This is a genomic window from Burkholderia sp. Ax-1720 (assembly GCF_011753035.1).
GTDB lineage: Bacteria > Pseudomonadota > Gammaproteobacteria > Burkholderiales > Burkholderiaceae > Burkholderia > Burkholderia gladioli.
Genome location: NZ_VWWK01000005.1, coordinates 25,546 through 48,300, shown reverse-complemented (window position 1 = coordinate 48,300; position 22,755 = coordinate 25,546). Strand labels below are relative to the sequence as shown.

General features: G+C 67.7%; 23 protein-coding genes. 7 read left to right on the top strand and 16 right to left on the bottom strand.

Going from position 1 to position 22,755, the window contains the following annotated elements:
• Positions 1-155: 155 nt before the first annotated feature.
• The 4 genes from F3J18_RS02955 to F3J18_RS02940 are packed head-to-tail and all read right to left on the bottom strand — an operon-like array spanning position 156 to position 2,759.
• A complete protein-coding gene (locus F3J18_RS02955; protein ID WP_025098571.1) occupies positions 156-1,484 on the bottom strand; it encodes an ATP-binding protein in 1,329 nt (442 codons plus the stop codon).
• Entirely contained in the window at positions 1,481-2,227 is a 747-nt protein-coding gene (locus tag F3J18_RS02950; protein ID WP_017918264.1) for a response regulator transcription factor, read from the bottom strand. The genes F3J18_RS02955 and F3J18_RS02950 overlap by 4 nt, the downstream gene beginning before the upstream one ends.
• Positions 2,227-2,391: a hypothetical protein gene (locus tag F3J18_RS02945; protein ID WP_166911234.1), complete on the bottom strand. Its 165-nt coding sequence runs from the start codon at positions 2,389-2,391 to the stop codon at positions 2,227-2,229. Before F3J18_RS02945 ends, F3J18_RS02950 begins: the two co-directional genes overlap by 1 nt.
• Entirely contained in the window at positions 2,388-2,759 is a 372-nt protein-coding gene (locus F3J18_RS02940; protein WP_025098572.1) for a GFA family protein, read from the bottom strand. Before F3J18_RS02940 ends, F3J18_RS02945 begins: the two co-directional genes overlap by 4 nt.
• A 304-nt stretch (positions 2,760-3,063) precedes the next feature.
• Between F3J18_RS02940 and F3J18_RS02935 the strand changes: the two genes are divergently transcribed.
• The 3 genes from F3J18_RS02935 (at position 3,064) to F3J18_RS02925 (ending at position 6,618) form a co-directional block, all read left to right on the top strand.
• The gene (locus F3J18_RS02935) at positions 3,064-3,615 is read left to right on the top strand and encodes a thioredoxin family protein (protein WP_166911266.1); all 552 of its coding nucleotides are present in this window, start codon (positions 3,064-3,066) and stop codon (positions 3,613-3,615) included.
• Positions 3,616-3,992: 377 nt separating this feature from the next.
• Entirely contained in the window at positions 3,993-5,414 is a 1,422-nt protein-coding gene (locus tag F3J18_RS02930) for an MBOAT family protein (protein WP_166911264.1), read from the top strand.
• A gap of 4 nt (positions 5,415-5,418) precedes the next feature.
• The gene (locus F3J18_RS02925) at positions 5,419-6,618 is read left to right on the top strand and encodes an alginate O-acetyltransferase (protein ID WP_166911262.1); all 1,200 of its coding nucleotides are present in this window, start codon (positions 5,419-5,421) and stop codon (positions 6,616-6,618) included.
• Between the two features lie 78 nt (positions 6,619-6,696).
• Here the strand turns inward: F3J18_RS02925 and groL are convergent, their stop codons facing one another.
• From groL to F3J18_RS02910, 3 genes are all read right to left on the bottom strand, one after another.
• The gene (gene groL, locus F3J18_RS02920) at positions 6,697-8,331 is read right to left on the bottom strand and encodes a chaperonin GroEL (RefSeq protein ID WP_166911260.1); all 1,635 of its coding nucleotides are present in this window, start codon (positions 8,329-8,331) and stop codon (positions 6,697-6,699) included.
• A gap of 17 nt (positions 8,332-8,348) precedes the next feature.
• On the bottom strand, positions 8,349-8,639 hold the full coding sequence (locus F3J18_RS02915) for a co-chaperone GroES (protein WP_025101296.1): 291 nt from the start codon (positions 8,637-8,639) through the stop codon (positions 8,349-8,351).
• 181 nt (positions 8,640-8,820) lie between these two features.
• Positions 8,821-9,729 carry a LysR family transcriptional regulator gene (locus tag F3J18_RS02910; protein WP_036056141.1) on the bottom strand — a complete coding sequence of 303 codons (909 nt, stop codon included), beginning with the start codon at positions 9,727-9,729 and terminating at the stop codon, positions 8,821-8,823.
• A gap of 149 nt (positions 9,730-9,878) precedes the next feature.
• Here F3J18_RS02910 and msuE point away from each other — a divergent pair, with 149 nt between their 5' ends.
• The 3 genes from msuE to F3J18_RS02895 are packed head-to-tail and all read left to right on the top strand — an operon-like array spanning position 9,879 to position 12,553.
• Complete coding sequence (gene msuE / locus F3J18_RS02905) at positions 9,879-10,460, top strand: FMN reductase (protein WP_025101298.1); 582 nt, start codon at positions 9,879-9,881, stop codon at positions 10,458-10,460.
• 52 nt (positions 10,461-10,512) lie between these two features.
• Positions 10,513-11,496 (top strand): DUF1852 domain-containing protein, encoded by a 984-nt coding sequence (locus F3J18_RS02900; protein WP_166911258.1) that lies wholly within the window; start codon positions 10,513-10,515, stop codon positions 11,494-11,496.
• Between the two features lie 28 nt (positions 11,497-11,524).
• The gene (locus F3J18_RS02895; RefSeq protein WP_166911256.1) at positions 11,525-12,553 is read left to right on the top strand and encodes a methionine synthase; all 1,029 of its coding nucleotides are present in this window, start codon (positions 11,525-11,527) and stop codon (positions 12,551-12,553) included.
• Between the two features lie 69 nt (positions 12,554-12,622).
• Here the strand turns inward: F3J18_RS02895 and F3J18_RS02890 are convergent, their stop codons facing one another.
• The 9 genes from F3J18_RS02890 to F3J18_RS02850 form a co-directional block, all read right to left on the bottom strand.
• On the bottom strand, positions 12,623-13,606 hold the full coding sequence (locus F3J18_RS02890) for an aldo/keto reductase (protein WP_025101301.1): 984 nt from the start codon (positions 13,604-13,606) through the stop codon (positions 12,623-12,625).
• A 118-nt stretch (positions 13,607-13,724) separates the two neighbouring features.
• Entirely contained in the window at positions 13,725-14,345 is a 621-nt protein-coding gene (locus F3J18_RS02885) for an ANTAR domain-containing protein (protein WP_017918254.1), read from the bottom strand.
• A complete protein-coding gene (locus tag F3J18_RS02880) occupies positions 14,342-15,502 on the bottom strand; it encodes a transporter substrate-binding domain-containing protein (protein WP_046581029.1) in 1,161 nt (386 codons plus the stop codon). The genes F3J18_RS02885 and F3J18_RS02880 overlap by 4 nt, the downstream gene beginning before the upstream one ends.
• A gap of 9 nt (positions 15,503-15,511) precedes the next feature.
• Positions 15,512-16,537, bottom strand: coding sequence for an asparaginase (locus F3J18_RS02875; RefSeq protein WP_240155312.1), 1,026 nt, complete (start codon positions 16,535-16,537; stop codon positions 15,512-15,514).
• A 13-nt stretch (positions 16,538-16,550) separates the two neighbouring features.
• Entirely contained in the window at positions 16,551-17,258 is a 708-nt protein-coding gene (locus F3J18_RS02870; protein ID WP_166911252.1) for an ABC transporter ATP-binding protein, read from the bottom strand.
• Positions 17,255-19,111 (bottom strand): branched-chain amino acid ABC transporter ATP-binding protein/permease, encoded by a 1,857-nt coding sequence (locus F3J18_RS02865; RefSeq protein WP_166911250.1) that lies wholly within the window; start codon positions 19,109-19,111, stop codon positions 17,255-17,257. The genes F3J18_RS02870 and F3J18_RS02865 overlap by 4 nt, the downstream gene beginning before the upstream one ends.
• On the bottom strand, positions 19,104-19,937 hold the full coding sequence (locus F3J18_RS02860) for a branched-chain amino acid ABC transporter permease (protein ID WP_017918249.1): 834 nt from the start codon (positions 19,935-19,937) through the stop codon (positions 19,104-19,106). Before F3J18_RS02860 ends, F3J18_RS02865 begins: the two co-directional genes overlap by 8 nt.
• Before the next feature lie 19 nt (positions 19,938-19,956).
• Positions 19,957-21,123 carry a substrate-binding protein gene (locus F3J18_RS02855; protein WP_025101306.1) on the bottom strand — a complete coding sequence of 389 codons (1,167 nt, stop codon included), beginning with the start codon at positions 21,121-21,123 and terminating at the stop codon, positions 19,957-19,959.
• Between the two features lie 65 nt (positions 21,124-21,188).
• Entirely contained in the window at positions 21,189-22,019 is an 831-nt protein-coding gene (locus F3J18_RS02850; protein ID WP_166911345.1) for a nitrilase family protein, read from the bottom strand.
• Positions 22,020-22,400: 381 nt separating this feature from the next.
• On the opposite strand from F3J18_RS02850, the gene F3J18_RS02845 reads away from it, so the two are divergent.
• On the top strand, positions 22,401-22,751 hold the full coding sequence (locus tag F3J18_RS02845; protein WP_017918246.1) for a DUF1304 domain-containing protein: 351 nt from the start codon (positions 22,401-22,403) through the stop codon (positions 22,749-22,751).
• The last annotated feature ends 4 nt before the right edge of the window (positions 22,752-22,755 follow it).

Sequence of the window (22,755 nt, the reverse complement as noted above, 5' to 3'; positions counted from 1 at the left end):
GAACGCGAGGGGCGGATGCAGCCGGAGGTTGCGGCTGGGTGCTTGTCGGCCCCGCCGGGTTCGCGCGAAGCGATGACGACGCGCCGCGTCGTCATCGGGCTGTTAACCTAGCGCAAGTGGAAAAATCGTGCAGGCTGGCAAGCCTGTCGTCGCCCCTACTTCCTCCCCCCCGGCACCTTCAGCGTCAACCTCGCCTCCAGCCCGCCGCCGGCACGATTGCGCAGCACGAGCGTGGAGTCCATCGCCTGCGTCAGTTGCCGCGCGATCGCCAGCCCCAGCCCCGTGCCGCCGGTGCCCCGATTGCGCGAAGTCTCGATCCGCACGAAGGGCTCGAACACCGCCTCCAGCGATTCCTCAGGAATTCCCGGCCCGCGATCGAGCACGGCCACCTCGGCATCTCCTTCGGGGGTGAGCGTCACCTCCAGCTCGGCCGCGCCGCTGAACTTCAGCGCGTTGTCCACCAGGTTGCCGACCACGCGCCGCAGCGCCTGCGGCCGCGCCGTCACGGCGATGTCGACGCGCCTGGCGAAGGTCACGTTCTGCTCGGCGTCGATGTAGTCGCAGACGATGCTGTCGAGCATCGCGTCGAGATCGATCCGGCACGGTGCCTCGGAGGTGCTGTGCACGGTTCGCGCGTAGGCCACGCCCTCCTTCACCAGTTGCCCCATCTCGGTCAGGTCCTGGCGCAGCTTGGCGGCCTGCGCGTCGTCGTCCATCACGTCGACGCGCAGGCGCATGCGCGTGATCGGCGTCTGCAGGTCGTGCGAGATCGCGGCCAGGATCTGCATGCGCTCGGCCGTGTAGGTGGCGATCCGGTCCTGCATGGCATTGAAGGCCCGCGCCGCGCGCGCCACCTCGGAAGGCCCCGTCTCGGGCAGCCGCTCGCCCTTCAGGTCCGGCCCGAGCGCATCGGCCGCGCGCGCCAGGTCGTGCAGCGGCCGCGTGGCGAGGCGCACCGCCAGCCAGCAGCAGAACGCCAGCAAGGCGAGCTGCACCACCAGCACCGCCGGCAGCCAGCCCGACAGCGGCACGCTCGACATCGGATGCAGGTCGATCGTCAGCGGCGAGCCGTCGGACAGCTTCAGGTGCACCTGCAGATGCTCGGCGTCGCCGGGAATCGCGTTGGCCGTGACCGGGTAGGCGCGGCCGATGCCGTCGGTGATCGAGCGTTCGACGCGAGCCGACAGCTCGGCGTCGACCGGCCCGCCCGGCTGCCCCGGCCCCAGCTCGAAGCGGTAGCTGCGGCGCGCCAGCTTGGGCAGCCAGGCCTCGCGCTCGTTCGGCGGCAGGTGGTCGAGCAGCGCGACGGAGGCCACCACCTCGCGCTCGATGTAGCCCATCATCAGCGTGGTGGTGGCCTGGTCGCGCTCGGTCAGCGTCAGCCAGAACGACAGCATCTGCGCGGCCGCCAGGCCCACGCACAGGATCAAGGCCAGGCGCGCGAACAGCGAGCGCGGCCAGTGCGCGAGAGACTTGTCGCTCATGTGGGCTCGTCGATCACGGTAACCGCCGCCGAGAACACATAGCCCTCGCTGCGCAGCGTCTTGATGTAGCGCGGCTCGCGCGCGGTGTCGCGCAGCCGCTGGCGCAGCCGGCTGACCAGCAGGTCGATCGAGCGGTCGAACGGATCGGCCTGGCGCCCTTGCGTCAGGTTCAGCAACTGGTCGCGCGTCAGCACGCGCTGCGGATGATCGACGAACACGCGCAGCAACCGGTATTCGGCGCCGCTCAGCGCGACCATGGTGCCGTCCTCGTCGAGCAGGTGGCGCCCGGTGGTATCGAGCCGCCAATCGCCGAAGGCCAGCCATTGCGCGGCCTCGGTCACCTGCATGCCGGGCGGCAGCATGCGCGCGCGGCGCAGCACGGCGCGGATCCGCGCGTACAGCTCGCGTACCGCGAAGGGCTTGGTCAGGTAGTCGTCGGCGCCCATCTCGAGGCCGACGATGCGATCGGTTTCCTCGTCGCGCGCGGTCAGCATCACCACCGGCACCGAGCGGAACTTGCCGGCGCGCAGCTCGCGGCACAGCACCAGGCCGTCGTCGCCGGGCATCATCACGTCGAGCACGATCAGGTCCGGCGCGCCGTATTCCAGCGTGGCGCGCATCTCGCGGCCATTGGCGGCCAACGAGACGCGAATGCCGTTCTTCTCCAGGTACTGGCCCACCAGTTCGCGGATGCCGCGATCGTCGTCGACGATCAGCACGTGGTCCGGACGCTCGCTGTTCATCAGGCACGCTCCTCGCGGCGGCGCACCGCCGACGGGCCGCGCGAGGGCACCGTGGTGCAGGCGAAGGGATGGCTCAGCTCGCTGGCCACGCCGCCCGCCAGGAAGGCGACGATCGCCAGCAGGCGCTGCAGCGGGCCGCGGCGCGGCTTCGATTCGGGCTTCATGCGTCCTCCACGACGGACAGGCTCGCGCCGTTGGCCACCGCCGCCTCCAGCGCGTAGGGATCGACGCCGTCGAGGCAGCCGATGTTCACGCGCCAGCGCAGCGGGTCGAGGCGAGTCTGGTGAAACGGATAGATCCCGCAATGGCGGCAGAAGAAATGCTTCGCGACGCGGGTATTGAACTGGTATTCGGTCAGCGCGTCCTCGCCGGCCAGGATCGTCAGGTCCTCGCGGGCGAAGGCCGGCGTCATCAGCGCGCCCTTGCGGCGGCACAGGCTGCAGTTGCAGCGCGCGGCGGGCATGAGCGGCGTGCGTACCTCGAAACGGACGGCCCCGCAATGGCAGGAACCTTGAAAAGACTCGGCGTTCATCGTGCGCCCCTCCGTGGTCATCATGGAATGACGGTTTTATAGCCGATTGCAGTCCCTGATTTGTGTCGCAATGTATCTGAATTCGCCGTCGATACACAACATTGCACACCCACGGGCGGCCCGAAACATCCGCGATACGGGCGCGGGCTCCAATACCTCCATCGCCGGTCGGCCCGGCGGATCGGCCCTGCCGGCGCACCTCGCGCGCCCCGCACCGCCGATCCCGCCCCGCCGACCGACGGCACGCCGGCGGCGCCCACCGCGCTGCCGGCGGCCCTCAACCGAAACCGATGGAAACTCCACCATGCGCCCGCTCTATCGTCTGTTTGCCGCCGCCGGCACCATTGCCGCCTGCGCCGCCGTGATCGCCGCCACCCAGCCGCCCGGCATCGCCGGCGCCGCCCAGGCGAGCGCCCCGACCACCGCGCCCGACTTCACCGGCATCAACCAGTGGCTGAACGGCCCGCCGCAATCGCTCGACAAGCTGCGCGGCAAGGTGGTGCTGGTCGATTTCTGGACCTATACCTGCATCAACTGCATCCACACGCTGCCCCACGTCCAGGGCTGGTACGACAAATACAAGTCGCAAGGCCTGACCGTGGTGGGCGTGCACACGCCCGAATACCCGTTCGAGCACAGCACCTCGAACGTGCGCGACGCGATCAAGCGCTTCGGCCTGACCTACCCGGTCGCGCAGGACAACGACTACGCCACCTGGCGCGCCTACGACAACCAGTATTGGCCTGCCGTCTACCTGATCGACAAGACCGGCAGGATCGTCTACCGGCACTTCGGCGAGGGCGACTACGAGCAGACCGACGCCGAGATCGCCCGGCTGCTCGCCCAGCCGGGCTGAGCCCCGGCCGGCACGGCTTCCCGGCTGCGCCGCCGGGGCCGCGCAGCCCGATTCTCTGCCCGGTCGCCCGGGTCGCGCAAAGATGCCCGCCGCCCGCGGGTATCGACAAATCCCGTTGCCGCCTACAATGTCGCCCGCGGGAACGGCCGGGGAGACGCGCCCCGGGCCGGCCCTCGCGCGGAACTGACCAAGCCGCGCGCGGGCCACGCCGCCTGGCAGCGCCTCACGCGCCCGCCGGCCGCCACGCCGCGGTACGTCGCCGACGCGCCTTCCGGCCCCAAGCCTCCCGCACGCATTCGCCTGCCCGGCGCGCCGCCCCTTCACGGCCGGCACGCCGCCATGGCCACGCATCATCACAACATCGACGAGGGGATCTCGTGGTATTCAGCAGCATCGTGTTCCTGGGCCTGTTCCTGCCGGTGACCTTCGTCGCCTACTACCTGGCCCCCGCCCGATTTCGCAATGCCCTGCTGGCGCTGGCCAGCATCGTGTTCTACGCCTGGGGCGAACCGCGTTTCGTGATCCTGATGCTGGGCTCGGTCGCCATGAACTTCTGGGGCGCCCGGCTGCTGGACCGGACCCGGGCACGCCGGCGCGTGCTGGGCGGCCTGGTGGCCCTCAACCTGCTGCTGCTCGGCATCTTCAAGTACGCCAATTTCGCGGTCGACAACCTCAACGCGCTGCTGGTGCCGGCGGGCCTGTCGGCCATCTCGATCAAGGCCGTCGCGCTGCCGATCGGCATCTCGTTCTACACCTTCCACGCGATCTCCTACCTGGTCGACATCTACCGGCGCAATGCCACGCCGAATCGCAACATCGTCGACTACAGCCTCTACATCATGTTGTTCCCGCAACTGGTGGCCGGCCCGATCATCCGCTACAAGGACATCCACACGCAGCTGGCGCGCCGCGACAGCACGCTCGACGACATCACCGCCGGCATCCTGCGCTTCACCATGGGGCTGGCCAAGAAGGTGCTGATCGCCAACCAGCTCGGCCTGATCGCCGATACCGGCTTCAACGCGCCGGCCGACCAGCTCGGCGCGGCGGCGGCCTGGTTCTGCCTGCTGTGCTACACGCTGCAGATCTACTTCGACTTCTCCGGCTACAGCGACATGGCGATCGGCCTGGGCCGCCTGTTCGGCTTCCGCTTCCCGGAGAACTTCAACTATCCCTACAGCGCGCGCTCGATCCAGGATTTCTGGCGGCGCTGGCACATCTCGCTGTCGACCTGGTTCCGCGACTACGTCTACATCCCGCTCGGCGGCAACCGCCGCGGCGAGGGCCGCACGCTGCTGAACCTGTGGATCGTGTTCCTGCTGACGGGGATCTGGCACGGCGCGAGCTGGAATTTCGTGGTGTGGGGCGCGCTGCACGGTTTCTTCCTGATGCTGGAGCGCTTCGGGCGCAACGCCGGGCTGCCGGTGCCGAGGCCGCTCGCCCAGCTCTATGCGATGCTGGTGGTGATGCTCGCCTGGGTATTCTTCCGCACCGAATCCCTGCCCCAGGCGACGCATTACCTGCTGGCCCTGGTCGGCCATTGGCCCGCCGCGCAGCAGGGCGTGACGCTGGCATCGCTGTGGTCGACGCAGACGCTGGTGCTGCTGGTGGTGGCGGTGCTGCTCGCGCTCGGCGCGTATCCGCTCCTGCAGCGCCGCCTCCAGCCGATGTGGGCGCGCCTCGCCGCGCTGTCGCTCGACGGCTGGCTGCGCGCCGCGCTGGTCGCGCCCGCGCTGATCCTGAGCGCCATGTCGATCGCGCTCGGCCAGTACAACCCCTTCATCTATTTCCGCTTCTGACGGCATGAGCACGCAGCACTCCGATCCCCAGGCCGCCTCCAACCGCCCCGGCAGCTCGCTGGCCCGCGGCTTGAACCGCGCGGCCGTGGCCATCGTCTTCTTCGCCATCCTGGCGCTGCCGATCCTGTGGTTCGGCCGCCCCGGCTTCGTGCCGGCCGCGCAGGAAAATCGTCGGCTGGAGCCCTTCCCGTCCTATTCGCTGTTCTGGTTCCAGAACTTCGAGCGCTGGTTCAGCGACCGCTACGGCATGCGCGACGCGCTGCTGCATTACGGATCGCGCCTGCAGATGGCGCGCACCGGCACGCCCAGCAACCCGAACGTCGTGATCGGCCGCGACGGCTGGCTGTTCTACGACGAGTACTACACGCCGGGCCAGCCGCACTTCGCCTCGCTGTACGGAAAGGCGCCCTTCTCCGCCTCCGACCTGCGAACCATCAGCGGCAACCTGGATGCCGTGCGCACGCATCTCGCCGCCTGCGGCATCGGCTTCTACGTGGTGCTGGCGCCCGACAAGCAGACCGTCTATGCCGACAAGCTGCAATCGCCGCCGCCGGCCGGCACGATCACCCAGGCCGACCAGTTCGCCACCGAGCTTGGCCGGGCGGCGCCGAAGCTGGCCTTCATCGACCTGCGCGCGCCGCTCGAAGCCGCCCGCTCGTCCGAGCAATACGACCTGTACAAGCGCACCGACAGCCACTGGAACACCCTGGGCGCCTTCATCGGCTACCAGGCCATCGCCTCGCGCCTGGTGCACGACGGCGTGCTGTCCGCCGCGCCGCGCGCCGAGCGCCAGGCCTACGCGATCAGCCGGAAGCGCTTCGAGGGCGGCGACATCGCGGTGAACCTGCTCGACCTGCCGGGCTACTTCCTCGACTACATCGTGTCGCTCACGCCGCGCGTGCCGCGCCAGGCGCATGGCGTGACGGTGCCCGGCTGGCCGACGGACCCGGTCGATGCCCACAACGTCATCGAGAACCCGGGCGCCGCGGGCAGCCTGCTGCTGTATCGCGATTCGTTCGCAGGCGAACTGATTCCCTTCCTCGGCGAGGACGTCCATCGGCTCTATACGCAACGCGGAACCCGCGTCGACGGCGCGCTGGTCCGCCGGGCGCAGCCCAGGGCCGTGGTGCTGGAAATCGTCGAACGCAGCCTGCCCCATCTGCTCGACGCGCCCGTCAATCTCGACCAGGCCTGCCGGCCCTGACAAGCCGGCGGCGCCAGATGCTTGAAAAACACCAGGCCGACTAGCGGCCCAGTCGGCGCCCTTGCGCGCCAACCTCCATCAGAAGCCCAGGTCCGGGCCGCCCGGCGCGCCCGCCGGTGCCCCGGCCGCGGCCGGCTTCGGCTGCTCGTGCACGGTGGCGTCGGTGGTCAGCAGCAGGCCCGCCACCGATGCCGCGTTCTGCAGCGCGGTGCGCGTCACCTTGGTCGGATCGAGCACGCCCGATTCCACCAGGTCGCCATATTCTCCGCTCGCCGCGTTGTAGCCGAAATTGCCGCTGCCCTCGGCCACCTTGGCCACCACCACGCTGGCTTCCTCGCCGGCATTGCTCACGATCTGCCGCAGCGGCTCCTCGAGCGCGCGCAGCACGATCTTCACGCCGGCATCCTGGTCCGGGTTCGCGCCGCGCACTTCGCGGATCGCCTGCTTCACGCGGATCAGGGCCACGCCGCCGCCCGGCACGATGCCTTCCTCGACGGCCGCGCGCGTGGCGTGCAGCGCATCGTCGACGCGATCCTTCTTCTCCTTGACCTCGATCTCGGTCGCGCCGCCCACCTTGATCACCGCCACGCCGCCGGCCAGCTTGGCGACCCGCTCCTGCAGCTTCTCGCGGTCGTAGTCGGAGCTCGCATCCTCGATCTGCACGCGGATCTGCTTGACGCGCGCCTCGATCGAGGCCTTGTCGCCGGCGCCGTCGATCACCGTGGTGTTTTCCTTGCCCACCTCGATGCGCTTGGCCTGGCCCAGCTCGGCCAGCGTCGCCTTCTCCAGCGTGAGGCCGGTTTCCTCGGCGATCACCTGGCCGCCCGTCAGGATCGCGATGTCCTCCAGCAGCGCCTTGCGGCGATCGCCGAAGCCGGGCGCCTTGACCGCGACCGTCTTGAGGATGCCGCGGATGTTGTTGACCACCAGGGTGGCCAGCGCCTCGCCCTCGACGTCCTCGGCGATGATCAGCAGCGGGCGGCCGGCCTTGGCCACCTGCTCGAGCACCGGCAGCAGGTCGCGGATGTTCGACACCTTCTTGTCGTGCAGCAGCACGTAAGGGCTGTCGAGCACCGCGACCTGGCGATCGGGGTTGTTGACGAAGTACGGCGAGAGATAACCGCGGTCGAATTGCAGGCCCTCCACCACGTCGAGCTCGTCGGCCAGCGACTTGCCGTCCTCGACGGTGATCACGCCTTCCTTGCCGACGCGGTCGATCGCCTCGGCGATGCGCTGGCCGATCGACTCCTCGCCGTTGGCCGAGATCGTCGCGACCTGGGCGATCTCCTTGCTGGTGGTGGTCGGCTTGCTGATCTTCTTCAGTTCCTCGATCGCCGCCACCACCGCCTTGTCGATGCCGCGCTTCAGGTCCAGCGGATTGAGGCCCGCCGCCACGTATTTCTGCCCTTCGCGCACGATCGCCTGGGCCAGCACGGTGGCCGTGGTGGTGCCGTCACCGGCCGTGTCGCTGGTCTTCGAGGCCACTTCCTTGACCAATTGCGCGCCGATGTTCTGCAGCTTGTCGGCCAGCTCGATCTCCTTGGCGACCGATACGCCGTCCTTGGTCACGATCGGCGAGCCGAAGCTGCGCTCCAGCACCACGTTGCGGCCCTTCGGGCCCAGCGTGACCTTCACCGCGTCGGCCAGGATGTTGACGCCTTCGATCAGCTTCGCGCGGTTGACGTCACCGAAAACGATATCTTTTGCAGCCATGTTGGACTCTCTCAGGTTCAGACGTTGACGACCGCGACGACATCTTCCTCGCGCAGTACCAGCAGTTCGGCGTTGTCGACCTTGACGGTCTGGCCGGCGTACTTGCCGAACAGCACGCGGTCGCCGACCTGCAGGTCGGGCTCGATCCGCTTGCCGTCGTTGTCGCGCCGGCCGGGGCCGACGGCGATCACTTCGCCCTGGTCGGGCTTCTCGGCCGCGCTGTCGGGCAGCACGATGCCGGAGGCCGTCTTGGTTTCCTGGTCGAGTCGTTTGACGATCACGCGATCGTGCAGCGGACGAAGGCTCATCGGGGCGTTCCTCTGGTAATGGTTGGCGTGGTATCTGGCACTCGCATCGGGCGAGTGCTGACAGAGGCCAGTATAAAAACCGGCCCGGCGCCGATCCAATAACGGATACGCGGAAGGTTATGAGGCGGGGATGGAAAGGATATGGCGGCGCGCGATATCCGGCGAGGCGGGCGCGCCGGCCTCAATCCCTCGCCAGCGTCGAGACCGCCCGGGGCTCGCGGGCCAGTTCGATGAAGGCCCGCACGTAGTCGATGGCGGTGTCCGTCTCGCGCGCGCCCAGGAAGATCTGCTTGGCGATGCCGCGCGCGCCCAGCCGCACTGGCACCACCTCCATCCTGGCCGCGTATTCCTCGACCAGCCAGCGCGGCAATGCGGCCACGCCGCGGCCGCTCGCCACCATCTGCAGCATGATGTCGGTGGTCTCGATGGCCTTGTGGCGCCGGGGCGTCACGCCGGCCGGCAGCAGGAACTGGTTGTAGATGTCCAGGCGCTCGATGTCCACGGGGTAGCTGATCAGCACTTCCGGGGTCAACTGCTGCGGCTTCACGTAGGTCGCCGAGGCCAGCGCATGGCCCTTGGCCACCACGAGCACCTGCTCGTAGTCGAACACCGGCTCGAACTTCAGCCCCGGCTTGAACAGCGGATCGGGCGTGACCAGCAGGTCGATCTCGTAACCGAACAGCGCGCCGATCCCGCCGAACTGGAATTTCTGCTTCACGTCCACGTCCACGTCGGGCCATGCCGCCAGATACGGCGACACCACCTTGAGCAGCCACTGGTAGCAAGGATGGCATTCCATGCCGATGCGCAGCGCGCCGCGCTCGCCCAGCGCGAACTGGCCCAGCCGTTCCTCGGCCAGGTCCAGTTGCGGCAGCACCCGGTTCGCCACCGCCAGCAGGTACTGGCCGGCCTGCGTCAGGCGCAGGCTGCGCCCTTCGCGCAGCCAGATGTCCGTGCCCAGTTGCTGCTCCAGCTTCTTCATGCTGTGGCTCAGGGCCGATTGGGTCAGGTTCAGCACGCCCGCGGCGGCCGTCAAGGACCCTTGCTTCTCGACCTGCTGGACGATGCTCAGATGGATGCGCTCAAGCATATGTATGAACCACTTTCATGGATTCGTGAAATAAAACCATTTTACTTCATTGGTCCCCGTCGTTAGCATCGGCTTCCATTGTTCGTATGTATTTTTCGAAGCGGCCTGGCTTCACCGCGCCGCGCACCTCCATCCATCTGAAAACCAACATGACACGTCCACTCCGTGTAGTAGCGGTTTCCGGCGGACTGCAACGCCCGTCCAAGACAGCAGCGCTGGCCACCCACCTGCTGGACCTGATCGCCGATGAAGTCTCGTGCGAGCCGCGCCTGGTCGAGCTGGGACAGCTCGCGCCGCAGCTCGCCGGCGCGACCTGGCGCTCCCAACTGCCCGACGCGGTGGAGCGGGAACTCGCGGCGGTCGAGCAAGCCGACGTGCTGGTGGTGGCGACCCCCGTCTATCGCGGCGCCTACACGGGGCTGTTCAAGCACTTCTTCGACTTCATTCACCAGGACGCCCTGATCGACAAGCCCGTCCTGCTGGCGGCCACCGGCGGCAGCGAGCGCCACGCCCTGATGATCGACCACCAGTTGCGGCCGCTGTTCAGCTTCTTCCAGGCGCGCACCTTGCCGTTGGGCGTCTACGCGACCGACAAGGATTTCGTCGACTACCGCCTGCAAGACGATGCCCTGATCGAGCGCGCCGGATTGGCGGTGCAACGGGCCTTGCCCCTGGTCGAATTGAGCCGCCACGCGAGAGCCGCCACCGCCGAGGAAGTCGTCGCGGCCTGAAGCAGCCCAATAGATTCAGCCTTCCTTTCGACAATCCATTCGCCGGATCATCATGGAAAACAATTTCACATTTGAAATCAAGAGTATTTGTTTCGATGAAAACTATCACCCATCGGACAATACGCGCATCACCACCAATTTCGCCAATCTGGCCCGCGGAACGAGCCGCCAGGAGAACCTGCGCAATACCCTGAAGATGATCGACAGTCGATTCAATGACCTCGCGCATTGGGACAACCCGAAGGGAGATCGCTACTCCGTCGATCTAGAAATCATTTCCGTCGAGATGAAGATCGATGCCGGGCGCAGCATCGATGCGTTTCCGCTGATCGAGATCCTGAAGACGAAGATCATCGACAAGAAGAACGGCAAGCGCATCGAGGGGATCGCCGGGAACAATTTCTCGTCCTATGTGCGCGATTACGACTTCAGCGTGCTGCTGCCCGAGCACAACCACGACAAATCCGAATTCGGCATCCCGGACGATTTCGGCGATCTGCATGGCAAGCTGTTCAAGCACTTCCTGAACTCGAGCGCTTACCGGGAAATCTCCGGCAAGCCGCCGGTGATCTGCATCAGCGCCTCGACCAGCAAGACCTATCACCGAACCGAGAATCAGCACCCGATCCTGGGCGTCGAGTATCGCCAAAGCGAACTCTCGTCGACCGACCAGTATTTCGGGAAGATGGGCCTGCAGGTTCGCTACTTCATGCCGCCGAACAGCGTTGCGCCGCTGGCCTTTTATTTTCTCGGCGACCTGCTGGAGGATTACACCAATCTCGAGCTGATCGGCACCATCAGCGCGATGGAAACATTCCAGAAAATCTATCGCCCGGAAATCTACAACGCCAATTCCGCGGCGGGGAAGTGTTATCAGCCCAGCCTGAAGCATCGCGATTATTCACTGACCCGGATTGTCTACGACCGGGAAGAACGTAGCCAATTGGCCGTCAAGCAGGGGAAATTCACGGAAGAACACTTCATCAAGCCGTACAAGCACATTCTCGAGCAATGGGCTTCCAGCTGCGCTCTCTGATCAACCAAGCTTCGCGGAATCATTCGATATGAAAAAACTACTCCCGACTTCCACTGCCGGCAGCCTGCCCAAGCCGTCCTGGCTCGCGCAACCTGAAAAGCTCTGGTCGCCCTGGAAACTGCAAGACGAGGAATTGACCGAGGGCAAGCATGATGCCCTGCGTTTGTCGTTGCAGGAGCAACAGCACGCGGGCATCGATATCGTCAGCGACGGGGAGCAGACGCGCCAGCATTTCGTCACCACCTTCATCGAGCACCTCAGCGGCGTCGATTTCGAAAAGCGCGAGACGGTCAGGATTCGCGATCGCTACGACGCGAGCGTGCCGACCGTGGTCGGCGAGGTGAGTCGCCAGAAGCCGGTATTCGTGGAAGACGCCAGGTTCCTGCGTCATCAAACCAAGCAGCCCATCAAGTGGGCCCTGCCCGGCCCGATGACGATGATCGATACGCTGTATGACGCCCACTACAAGAGCCGGGAAAAGCTGGCCTGGGAATTCGCCAAGATCCTCAACCAGGAAGCGAAGGAACTGGAGGCTGCCGGCGTCGACATCATCCAGTTCGACGAGCCTGCCTTCAACGTGTTCTTCGACGAGGTGAACGATTGGGGCGTGGCCACCCTGGAGCGGGCGATCGAAGGGCTCAAGTGCGAAACCGCCGTGCATATCTGCTACGGCTACGGCATCAAGGCCAATACCGACTGGAAGAAGACGCTGGGATCGGAATGGCGCCAATACGAGGAGTCGTTCCCGAAGCTGCAGCAATCCAGCATCGACATGATCTCGCTGGAATGCCACAACTCCCATGTCCCGATCGACCTGATCGAGCTGGTTCGCGGCAAGAAAGTGATGGTGGGCGCCATCGACGTGGCAAGCGACACCATCGAGACGCCGGAGGAAGTCGCCGACACCCTGCGCAAGGCGCTGCGCTTCGTGGATGCCGACAAGCTCTATCCCTGCACCAACTGCGGCATGGCACCCTTGTCTCGCCAGGTGGCGAGAGGCAAGCTGAACGCGCTCAGCGCAGGCGCGGAAATCGTCCGCAGAGAACTGTCGGCCTGATCTCGCGCTGACGTCGCCTCCGGCTCCCGAGCGGCCAGCGAAGCGCTCGCCCGGGAGCCGCCCTCCTCCTCAGGCCGTGAAGCCCGCCACCCGGTGCGGCACATAAGGCGCCTCCAGCGTGGCAATCTCCTCCTCGCTCAGCTTCAGCTCGAGCGCGGCCACCGCGTCGCTCAGATGATGCGGCTTCGAGATGCCCACGATCGGCGCCGTCACCGTGCTCTTCTGCGCCACCCAGGCCAGCGCGACCTGGGCACGCGGCAGCTTGCGTGCCTCGGCCACCTTGGCGACCGCCTCCACCACGGCCTTGTCCGCGTCGGCGGTGGCCTGGTAGAGCCGCGTGCCGACGTTGTCGCTTTCCTGGCGTTCCGAGCTCTCGTCCCAGTTGCGCGTGAGACGGCCGCGCGCGAGCGGGCTCCACGGAATCACGGCGATGCCCTGGTCCGCGCAGAGCGGCAGCATTTCGCGCTCCTCCTCGCGGTACAGCAGGTTCAGGTGGTTCTGCATGCTGACGAATTCGGTCCAGCCGTGCTCGCGCGAGGTGTAGAGCGCCTTGGAGAACTGCCAGGCCGCCATCGACGAAGCGCCGATGTAACGCGCCTTGCCCGCCTTCACCACGTCGTGCAGCGCTTCCAGCGTTTCCTCGATCGGCGTGCCCGGGTCCCAGCGATGGATCTGGTAGAGATCGACATAGTCGGTGCCGAGCCGCTTCAGGCTGTGGTCGATCTCCGAGAAGATCGCCTTGCGCGACAGGCCCGCGCCGTTCGCGCCGGGCCGCATGCGATTGAACACCTTGGTGGCGATCACCACCTCGTCGCGTTGCGCGTACTCGCGCAGCGCGCGGCCGACGATCTCTTCCGAGCTGCCGTCCGAATAGGTATTCGCGGTGTCGAAGAAGTTGATGCCGGCCTCGATCGCCTGGCGGATCAACGGGCGGCTCTGGTCCTCGGGCAGCGTCCAGGCGTGGTTGCCGCGCGCCGGATCGCCGTAGGTCATGCAGCCGAGCACCAGTTTCGAGACCTCGAGGCCGGTGGCCCCGAACTTGACGTATTCCATTGCTACCTCGCTGATCGGTTTCGTGGGTGGGCGCCGACGGCGAGCCCAGGTGTCGCGCCGGCCAGTCCGGCATGATCCCCGATCCGCGTGCTTCCTGCTTCGAAGCGGCCCACCCGCCTTACGATTTCGTCAGCTTGCCGAGCCCGAGCTTGTCCATCGCCTCGTGCGCATCGATCACCATGGTCGCGATGTCGCCCACCGTCACGCGCAGGCTGGTCGCCTTCGAGCGCATGTGCTCGTAGGCGTCGTTCTCGCTCAGGCGATGGGCCTCCATCAGGATGCGCATCGCCTTCTCGATCTGGCGGCGCGCCTTGATCGCCTCCTCCAGCTTGGCGATCTTGCCGTGCAGGCGCTGCTGGTAGCCGCAGGATGCGCGCGCCAGCACCAGCGTGCTGAGGATGCCGGAAGATCGATACGGCTTGGTGATGACGCCATGCGCCTGGGTATCGACCAGCATCTTCAGCGCGGTCGGGTTCTCGTAGTCGGACAAGGCGATCAGCGTCGCGTCGGTATCGGCCGCGCACCAGTTGCCGGCGCTGCGCAATTCCGGCCCGACCAGGAACAGGATCACGTCCGCGTCGGCCGGCAGCCGCGCCGGAAACGGCCAGACCGGCCGCACCGGGCAGCCGATGCGATGCAGTTGCTCCTCGAGGATGCCGCGATCCTCGCCGGGCGGATGGATCACCACCACGCGCAGCGTGCGCAGATCGTCGAACAGCCGGCGCGCCCCCGCGCTCATGACGTTTCTCCATCGAGCCAGAAATCCGCGAAGCCATAGGCGGTCAGGTAGGGATCGGGCCGCACCGGCCGGCGGCTCTCCCAGACCACCTTGAAACGCCCGTCCGGCTGGCAGACCGCGATGCGCGGCGTGACGATCGCGTGATTGTTCTCGCGGTCGATCCGCAGCAGGCCTTCCGGCGAGTCGAATTCGACCTCGCGCACCGCCTCGACCAGACGCGCCGTGTCGAGGCTGCGGGTGCGTTCGAGCGCACGCGCGAACAACTGGACCTGGTTGTATGCCATTTCGGACCACATGCTGGCCGGCTGGTCGCCGAAGCGCGACCGCCAGGATTCGAGAAAGCGCCGGTTGCGCGGATTCTCCAGGGTGTTCACGTAGCTGGCGGAGACGATATGTCCGGCGCACAGCTCGGGACCGATCATGCCGATCTCGCCCTCCGTCATGGTCAGGCTGGCGATCGGAACCTGCCGCGGATCGAGCCCGCGCTGCCGGTACAGCGTGTAGAAGCTGCGGGCCGCGCGGCCGATCAGCGTCGACACCACCACGTCGGGCGCCTGCGCGCGGATCTCGTCGACCACCGCGGCCAGCGCGCCGTCGTCGGCATCGCTGGGCAGGTACAGTTCCTCGACGATCTCCCCGCCATTCTGCTCGACCACGTCGCGCATGATCCGGTTCGATTCTCGCGGATAGATATAGTCGGCGCCAACCAGAAAAAAACGCCGCCCGTGATGACGCAGCAGCCAGGCCCCCAGCTGCATGTTGTTCTGGTTCGGCACCGCGCCGGTGTAGATGACGTTCGGCGAATACTCGAAACCTTCGTAGATCGAGCAGTACCAGAGCAGCGCGTTGTTGCGCTCGATCACCGGCAGCACCGCCTTGCGGCTCGACGAGGTCGAGCAGCCGAAGATCACCGTGACGTCGTCCTCCTGCAGCATGTGGGCGGCCAGGCGCCGGTATTCGTCGAGGCTGCAGCGCGGGTCGTGCACCACCGGATCGAGCGGCGCGCCCGCCACGCCGCCGGCCGCATTGATTTCCTCGATCGCGAGCACGGTTCCGTAGAAATGCTCGGTTTCGGTCGCCGAGGTGGCGCCCGCGCGCGAGAACAGGACGCCGATTCGCCAGCCGGGTTCGGCGGACAAGGCGGGGCTGGTAGTCATACGAATGTCCTATCGATCGTACAGGGCCTGGATTGCCGCCGGGCAGCTTTGGGTCTGCAAGGCCAGCATCAGCAGGATTCTCGCCTTGCGGGCGCCCAGGTTGTCGGCGAGCACGGCACCGGCGGCCGCGAGCGTGCCGCCGCCGCCCTCGAAACCGTAGGCGGGGCGAACCCGCCCGTTCGGCACCTGGGTGGCGATCACCACCACCACGCCGGCGGCCAGCGCCTCGCGGATCGCGACGAACAGTTCCCGGTTGACGTTGCCGAAGCCGAGCGCCGCCACCACGATGCCGGCCGCGCCCGCGGCCACCGCCGCGCGCAGCAGCGTGCCGTCGGCGCCGGCGTACATCGGCACGATCTCCACGCGCGGCAGCTCGGCCGCCACCAGCGGCACATGCTGCCGGCGCAGCGGCGCGCGCGACATCACGAGGCGATCGTCGTCGACGCTGCCGAGCCAGCCGTGGTCGCCCGACTTGAAGGATTCTACGTCGGCCGTGTGGGTCTTGGTGGCCTCGCGCGCGGCGTTGACCTGGCCGTTGAGCACCACCAGCGTGCCCATCCCGCGCGCCTCGGGCGCCACGCACACGCGCGCCGCGTTCAGCAGGTTGCGCGGGCCGTCGGAATCGGGGAACGAGGCATTGCGCTGGGCGCCCGTCAATACCACCGGCTTGGCCGAGGCGATCGTCAGGTCCAGGAACCAGGCGGTCTCCTCCAGCGTGTCGGTGCCGTGCGAGACGATCGCGCCGGCGATCTCCTCGCGCGCCAGCGCCGCCGATACCGCCTGGTGCAGCGCGAGCCAGCGCGACGGCTCCATGTAGTCGGACGGCAGCTTGAACAACTCGGCCAGTTCCAGGCGCGCGACCCGGGCGATGGCCGGCACGCTCGCCAGCAGGTCCTCGCCGGAGAGCGCCGGCACCGCCGCGCGCGTCACCGGATCGAGCTTCATCGCGATGGTGCCGCCGGTGGCGAAACAGGCGCACAGCGGCAGCGCGTCCGGCGGTTGCCGCGCGTCGGCGGTGCCGCTGAAAGGGTTCATGTCCGCCATCGCCTCACACCCTCAGATGCTCGAAGATCGCCGCCGCCGCGCCCGGGTCCCTCGCCGCGCCCTGCTCGACGATCTCGCCCTGCTTGAGCACCGCGTAACGATCGGCCAGCCCCAGCGCGAACGGCACGTTCTGCTCGATCAGCAGCAGCGTGGTGCCGTGGCGCTGCCGCTCCCAGCGCAAGGCCTCGGCCAGGCGCTCGATCACCGACGGCTGCAGGCCCTCGGTGATCTCGTCGAGCAGGATCAGCGAGGCGCGCATCATCAGGGCGCGCGCCACCAGCAGCATCTTCTGCTCGCCACCGGACAACGTGCCCGCGTGCTGCCCGAGCCGGGTGCGAAACACCGGGAACACCTCGACCACCTCCTCGAAGCGCGCGTCGAACACCGAGGGATCGGCCAGCCCCAGGCGCAGGTTGTCGCGAATCGACAGGTCCTGGAACAGCGCATGCTCCTGCGGCGCGTAAGCCACCCCGGCCCGCGCGATGCGATGCGGCGGCAGCCGCGTGATCTCGCTGCCGTTCAGGCGGATCGCGCCGCCCTGGCTGGGCAGGTAGCCCATGATCGTCTTCAGCAAGGTGGTCTTGCCCATGCCGTTCTTGCCGAGCAGCGCCAGCGTCTCGCCCTCGGCGATCGACAGCGAGAGCTCGCGCAGCACGATCGAGGCGCGATATCCGCTGGTCACGCGCTCGACCTGCAATGCCATGGCGCTCATCGGTCATCTCCTTGTGTTGCCGTGCCGGCGTCGCCGGTCGGCTGGCCGGTCCCGGCGTAGATGGTGCGCACCAGCTCCGAATGGACCACCTCGTCGAAGCTGCCCGCCATCACGATGCGTCCCTGGTGCAGCACCACGATGCGGGTCGCGATCTCCTCGACGAACTCGAGATCGTGCTCGACCAGCAGGCAGCACAGCCCATGGCGATGCGCGAGCGAGGCCAGCACCGCGCCGATCCGGGTGCGCTCGGTCTTGGTCAGGCCCGCGGTGGGCTCGTCGAGCAGCACGATGCGCGGCTCCAGCGCCAGCACCATCGCCAGTTCGAGCGCCTGCTGCTCGCCGTGCGAGAGATCCCTGGCCGTCACCGCGAGCTTGCGGTCCAGCTGCGTGGCGCGCATCACTTCCAGCGCATAGGCCGGCAGCGCCAGCGTCGGCGCGCGGCGCAGCAGCGACGGCCGCTCCACCAGCGCGCCGGCGATCCGCAGGCATTCGGCCACGCTCAGCGTCTCGAAGATGTTGGCGTTCTGGAACTTGCGCCCGAGCCCGAAGCGCACGCCGTGCTCGGGCGCCAGGCGCCGGATGTCGTGCCCGCACAGCTCGACGGTGCCGGCGGAACGCTCGGCGCCGTCGCTCATGCAGCGCATCAGCGTGGTCTTGCCGGCGCCGTTCGGGCCGATCAGGCCGACCAGCTCGCCCGCGCGCGCCTCGAAATCGATCCCCTGCAACACCTTCAGGCTGCCGAAGCGTTTCTCGACGCCGGCCATGCGCAGGGCCGGGCCGTCAGGCGCCGCCACCCGTGCCGCGCCGGCGGCGCGCTCGACCAGCCGCGGCGTGCGCGCGGCGCGATCGAGCCGGAACGGCCAGGCCAGCAGCGGCACCAGCCCCTGCGGCAGCAGCACGATCACCAGCACGAAGGCCGCGCCGAGGATCAACTGCCAGGCGAACGGCATGCTGCCGCTCAGGTAGGAGGTCGCCACGTTGATCAGCAAGGCGCCGAGCACCGGCCCCCAGAGCGTGCCGCGCCCGCCCAGCGCCACCCAGATGATCAGCTGCGTGCCGAGCACGAAGCCGGTCAGCTCGGGCGCGACCACGCCGCTGAAGCTGGCGTAGCCGAAGCCGGCCACGCTGGCGACGATCGCCGCCGCCACCAGCAGCACGATCTTGACCCGCGAGGTGCGGATGCCCAGGTAGGCGCAGCGCGATTCGTTATCGCGGATCGCCAGCAGCACGCGAGCGCCGTCGCTGCGCACCACGGCCCAGGCCAGCAGCACGATCGCGGCCAGGCCCAGGCCCGCGATCCAGTACCAGGCCGACAGCGACAGGTCGAACATCGGGTAGCCGGTCAGGCCCGAGCTCGAGCCTGTCCACTCGCCGCCCGACAACAGCAGCTGGCTCAGCACGATCGGCAGCACCAGCGACATGACCGTGGCGAAGAACGGCGAGGCGCCCCGGTAGAAGGACAGCCAGCCCAGCAGCAGCGCGACCAGCGCCGCCGCCGCGATCGCGATGCCCAGCGCGAGCAGCACGTAGCCGGGCGAGAAGCCGCCGTGGGTGAACACCAGGGCCGCCGCGTAGGCGCCGATGCCGAAGAAGGCCGACTGCCCGAAGCTCAGGTAACCCGTGTAGCCCCACAGCAGGTCGACCGTGACCGCGACCATCGAGAAGAAGAAGGCCTGGATCAGCACGTTGAGCAGGTAGGTGCCGAACAGGAAGGGACCGCCGGCGAGCAGCGCGAGCGCCAGCGCGGCCAGCGCCAGCGGGCCGCCCGGCAGCGCGCCCTTGCGCCCGGGCGCCGGCGGTTCGCGATGTTCGCCCAGGCCGCGCCCGGCAAACCAGGTCTTGACGTCAGGCATGGGACAACCCCTTGGGAAAGACGCGCAGCGTCAGCGCCGCCAGCACCGCGATGGTCAGGCCGCCGAGCACCGGGCTGACGAAGGTGCTCACCAGCACCTGGCAGGCGCCGAACACCAGGCAGGTCAGCAGCAGGCCGAGCATCGAATAGCCGGACACCATCACCAGCATGAAGGCGTTGACCAGGTACGGCAGCCCCATGTTCGGATCGACGCTGGACAGCGGCGTGATCAGCATGCCGGCCAGCGAGCCGAGCGCGGCGCCAAGGCTGAAGGTGATGAAGCGGATGCGCCCCGAGTGAATCCCCAGGCCGCGCGCGAGGTCCTCGTTCATGATCACGGCGCGCGTCTTCACGCCGAAGCGCGTGCCGTTCAGCAGCGCGCTCAAGGCGGCGCACAGCACGATCGCGATCGGCACCAGCAGCAGCCGGTACGCCGAATAGGCCGTGCCGGCCACCGACAGCGCGCCGTTGACGGGCGCCTCGACGAACTGCACCTCGCGCCCGAAGCCCATCACGATCAACTGGCCGATCACGATGCCGAGCCCCCAGGTGGCCAGGATCGCGTCGAGCGGCCGCTTGTAGAGCGGCCTCACGATCGCCGCTTCGACCAGCATGCCCACCGCGACGCCGACCGCCAGCGACAGCGGCACCCCGAACCAGGGATCGAGCTTCAGTTGCGTGACGATGAAGCTGGCATAGGCGCCCATCGTGAGCAGCGCGCCATGCGCGAAATTGACGATCTTCATCACGCCGAAGATCACCATCAGGCCCGCCGTCACGATGAACAGCAAGGCGGCGGTGGTCAGGACATCCAGAGCGAGGACCATGAGCGTTTCCTCCGGGAGGTCATTGCTTGAGATTCGGGCATTGCGCGCCCGGATCGACGTTCGGGAAGGTCTGCAGGATCTTCACGCCGCCGTCGGGCTGGATCTGGCCGAGCCGCATCGAGAGCGGCGTGTGGTGGCTGCGATCCATGCTCACCTTGCCGCGCGGACCGTCGAAGCTCACCGTGCCGAGCGCCTGCACCACCTTGGCCGGATCGGTGCCGCCGGCCTTCTCGACGGCCGCCTTGTACAGGTAGAACGCCTCGTATTGCGGCTCCGACAGTTCGTTGGGCGTCTTCAGCTCGCGCCCGAAGCGTTGCTGCAGGGCCGCGAGGAACTTGCGGTTGGCCGGCGTATCGATGCTCGTGAAGTAGGAACCCGCCATGTAGATGCCGCCGGCGACGTCGCCCATGCTCTTCGCGGTGGCCTCGTCGATCGCCAGGTTGCCGTAGGGCAGCGTCATCCCCGCGCTCTTCAACTGCTTGGCGAGCGAGACGTTCGGCGCGCCGCCGGCGGTGGCGCTGATCAGCGCGTCGGGATGCGCGGCGCGGATCTTCGAGAGGATCGGCGTCCAGTCGGTGCCGTCGATCGGCAGGTATTCCTCGCCCACCACCTTGCCGCCATGCTGCTCGATGGTCTTCCTGGCGAACTCGAGCATGCCGCGGCCGAAGGCGTAGTCGTTGCCGACCAGGTAGAACTGCCTGGCGCCCTTGTTCTTCATGAAGTAGTCCACCACCGGCGCGACCTGCTGCTCGGGCACCCAGCCGTTCACGTACATCCAGGGGCTGCACGAGCGCCCCTCGTAGAACGAGGTATAGATCAGCGGTTTGCGGCCGCGGGCGACCGCCGGCAGCGCCGCGTTGCGGGCCGCGCTGGTCTCCATCGAGATCAGCGCGTCGACGTTCTTCTGGAACACCAGGGTGTCGTAGGCCTTCTGCGCGCCTACCGCGCCCGATGCGTCGTCGGCGATCTCCAGTTCGAGCTTGCGCCCCAGGATGCCGCCCGCGGCGTTGATCTCGTCGACGGCCAGTTGCGAGGCCTGCACGACGGCCGGCGCCACCACGCTGTTGGCGCCCGACAGGCCGACGGCCACGCCGACGCGAATCGGCTCGGCGGCCGACGCGGCGCTGCCGAACCAGGCCAGCGCGGCCAGCACGGCGGCGATGCCGCGAAGTTTGAATGCAGACATGTGGAGCTCCTTGATGAGGATGAATCGTGTGATGATCGGGATTGCTGAATGTGGGGCGCCGGCCTTCAAGGCCGGCTGGACGCGAGCTCGGCGGGCCTCGGCGCCTCGTAGGCCTCCGGGCGGCGATCGCGCTGCACGTGGTTGAAGGCATTGAGCGCGCGGCCGGCGCGGATCCGCTCGACGTCGAGCGGCGCGTAGAGGATCGCGGCCTGGTCTTGCGGCGCCGGGCCCGCCAGCGGCCAGCCGTCGCCGCCGACGATCAGGCTCTGGCCGATGAATAACTGGCCGCGCTCCGAGCCGATCCGGTCCGCGCAGGCGATCATCAGGCCGTTGCTGTGCGCGGCCGCCATCGCCAGCGTGGTGGCCATGGCCGGGCGATCGGCGGGCTGGGCCGGCATCGGCACCCAGTTGGTCGGCACGCAGACCAGGTCCGCGCCCTGCCCGGCCGCCAGCCGGAACACCTCGGGAAACCAGCCGTCGTAGCAGATCGCCACGGCCACGCGCCCGAATGCGGTGTCGAACACCGGCACGCCGAGGTTGCCGGGTTCGAAGAACAGGTTCTCCTGGCCCCAGAGATGCAGCTTGCGGTAGCGGCCGATCAGGCCGGCCGGGCCGATGAACACGGCCGAGTTGTAGAGTCGCTGGTCCTCGCGCTCGGCGATGCCGGCCACCAGGTGCACGCCGAGCCGGCGCGCGGCCTCCGACCAGGCGCGAACCGTCTCGCTGTCGGCCAGCGGCTCGGACAGCGCGAAGGCTTCGGCGCGGCTCGCGAACACGTAACCGCTGTTGGCGAGTTCGGGCAGCACGATGAGCGAGGCCCCCTGCGCGGCGGCCTGCTCGATGTAGCGGATCGATGCCTCGACGTTGTCCCGCGTCTGGCCCACCCGCGGCTCCATCTGCACGCAGGCGACCAGGGGCAAGGCCTGGCTGGACGCCTCGGCGAGGCGTGATGGCTTGTCCAATTCGTTCTCCAAAAGCAAAAAGCCCCCGAACCGGCGTTCTCACGCAAGTTCGGGGGCTACGTAGCCTTCCATGTTCGACGCGGCAACGTTGCCGCGATGGTGGCCGGGCCTTGCCCATCCACCATGGCCTCGAATGTAGGGCCGCCAAAAATAACCGTCAACGCCATCCGGGCCACTTACGGGTATGCCCTGATCGCATCGGTTCTCGAAGCCTTCGTCGACCGGCGCCCGGGTGCGCCGTGTTACCCTGCCAGCGCTCGCGCCAGCGAGCCGTCGCTTCACCGCCAATCACAACAACATCGAATCGATAACACAATGATCGCCAACATCCTGATCGGCCTGGTCGCCGCCATTCACATCTATATCGTGGTGCTCGAGATGTTCCTCTGGACCACGCCGAAGGGCCGGCGCGTGTTCGGGCTGACGGCCGAATTCGCGCAGCAGACGCGCGTGCTCGCCGCCAACCAGGGCCTCTACAACGGTTTCCTCGCGGCCGGTTTGATCTATGGCCTGGCCGCCCTCGACGGGCAGGCCTTCAAGCTGTTCTTCCTGGCCTGCGTGATCGTCGCCGGCGTGTTCGGCGCGGCCACCGCCAGCCGCCGCATCCTGTTCGTGCAGGCGCTGCCGGCCGCGATCGCCTTGATCGCCCTGCTCGCGAAGGTCTGAGCAT

What these genes read in the sequence shown, in the direction of transcription:
- F3J18_RS02955 (WP_025098571.1), bottom strand. Translation starts at nt 1,484, where the DNA reads ATGAGCGACAAGTCTCTCGCGCACTGGCCGCGCTCGCTGTTCGCGCGC.
- F3J18_RS02950 (WP_017918264.1), bottom strand. Translation starts at nt 2,227, where the DNA reads ATGAACAGCGAGCGTCCGGACCACGTGCTGATCGTCGACGACGATCGC.
- F3J18_RS02945 (WP_166911234.1), bottom strand. Translation starts at nt 2,391, where the DNA reads ATGAAGCCCGAATCGAAGCCGCGCCGCGGCCCGCTGCAGCGCCTGCTG.
- F3J18_RS02940 (WP_025098572.1), bottom strand. Translation starts at nt 2,759, where the DNA reads ATGAACGCCGAGTCTTTTCAAGGTTCCTGCCATTGCGGGGCCGTCCGT.
- F3J18_RS02935 (WP_166911266.1), top strand. Translation starts at nt 3,064, where the DNA reads ATGCGCCCGCTCTATCGTCTGTTTGCCGCCGCCGGCACCATTGCCGCC.
- F3J18_RS02925 (WP_166911262.1), top strand. Translation starts at nt 5,419, where the DNA reads ATGAGCACGCAGCACTCCGATCCCCAGGCCGCCTCCAACCGCCCCGGC.
- groL (WP_166911260.1), bottom strand. Translation starts at nt 8,331, where the DNA reads ATGGCTGCAAAAGATATCGTTTTCGGTGACGTCAACCGCGCGAAGCTG.
- F3J18_RS02915 (WP_025101296.1), bottom strand. Translation starts at nt 8,639, where the DNA reads ATGAGCCTTCGTCCGCTGCACGATCGCGTGATCGTCAAACGACTCGAC.
- F3J18_RS02910 (WP_036056141.1), bottom strand. Translation starts at nt 9,729, where the DNA reads ATGCTTGAGCGCATCCATCTGAGCATCGTCCAGCAGGTCGAGAAGCAA.
- msuE (WP_025101298.1), top strand. Translation starts at nt 9,879, where the DNA reads ATGACACGTCCACTCCGTGTAGTAGCGGTTTCCGGCGGACTGCAACGC.
- F3J18_RS02900 (WP_166911258.1), top strand. Translation starts at nt 10,513, where the DNA reads ATGGAAAACAATTTCACATTTGAAATCAAGAGTATTTGTTTCGATGAA.
- F3J18_RS02895 (WP_166911256.1), top strand. Translation starts at nt 11,525, where the DNA reads ATGAAAAAACTACTCCCGACTTCCACTGCCGGCAGCCTGCCCAAGCCG.
- F3J18_RS02890 (WP_025101301.1), bottom strand. Translation starts at nt 13,606, where the DNA reads ATGGAATACGTCAAGTTCGGGGCCACCGGCCTCGAGGTCTCGAAACTG.
- F3J18_RS02885 (WP_017918254.1), bottom strand. Translation starts at nt 14,345, where the DNA reads ATGAGCGCGGGGGCGCGCCGGCTGTTCGACGATCTGCGCACGCTGCGC.
- F3J18_RS02880 (WP_046581029.1), bottom strand. Translation starts at nt 15,502, where the DNA reads ATGACTACCAGCCCCGCCTTGTCCGCCGAACCCGGCTGGCGAATCGGC.
- F3J18_RS02875 (WP_240155312.1), bottom strand. Translation starts at nt 16,537, where the DNA reads ATGAACCCTTTCAGCGGCACCGCCGACGCGCGGCAACCGCCGGACGCG.
- F3J18_RS02870 (WP_166911252.1), bottom strand. Translation starts at nt 17,258, where the DNA reads ATGAGCGCCATGGCATTGCAGGTCGAGCGCGTGACCAGCGGATATCGC.
- F3J18_RS02865 (WP_166911250.1), bottom strand. Translation starts at nt 19,111, where the DNA reads ATGCCTGACGTCAAGACCTGGTTTGCCGGGCGCGGCCTGGGCGAACAT.
- F3J18_RS02860 (WP_017918249.1), bottom strand. Translation starts at nt 19,937, where the DNA reads ATGGTCCTCGCTCTGGATGTCCTGACCACCGCCGCCTTGCTGTTCATC.
- F3J18_RS02855 (WP_025101306.1), bottom strand. Translation starts at nt 21,123, where the DNA reads ATGTCTGCATTCAAACTTCGCGGCATCGCCGCCGTGCTGGCCGCGCTG.
- F3J18_RS02850 (WP_166911345.1), bottom strand. Translation starts at nt 22,019, where the DNA reads ATGGAGCCGCGGGTGGGCCAGACGCGGGACAACGTCGAGGCATCGATC.
- F3J18_RS02845 (WP_017918246.1), top strand. Translation starts at nt 22,401, where the DNA reads ATGATCGCCAACATCCTGATCGGCCTGGTCGCCGCCATTCACATCTAT.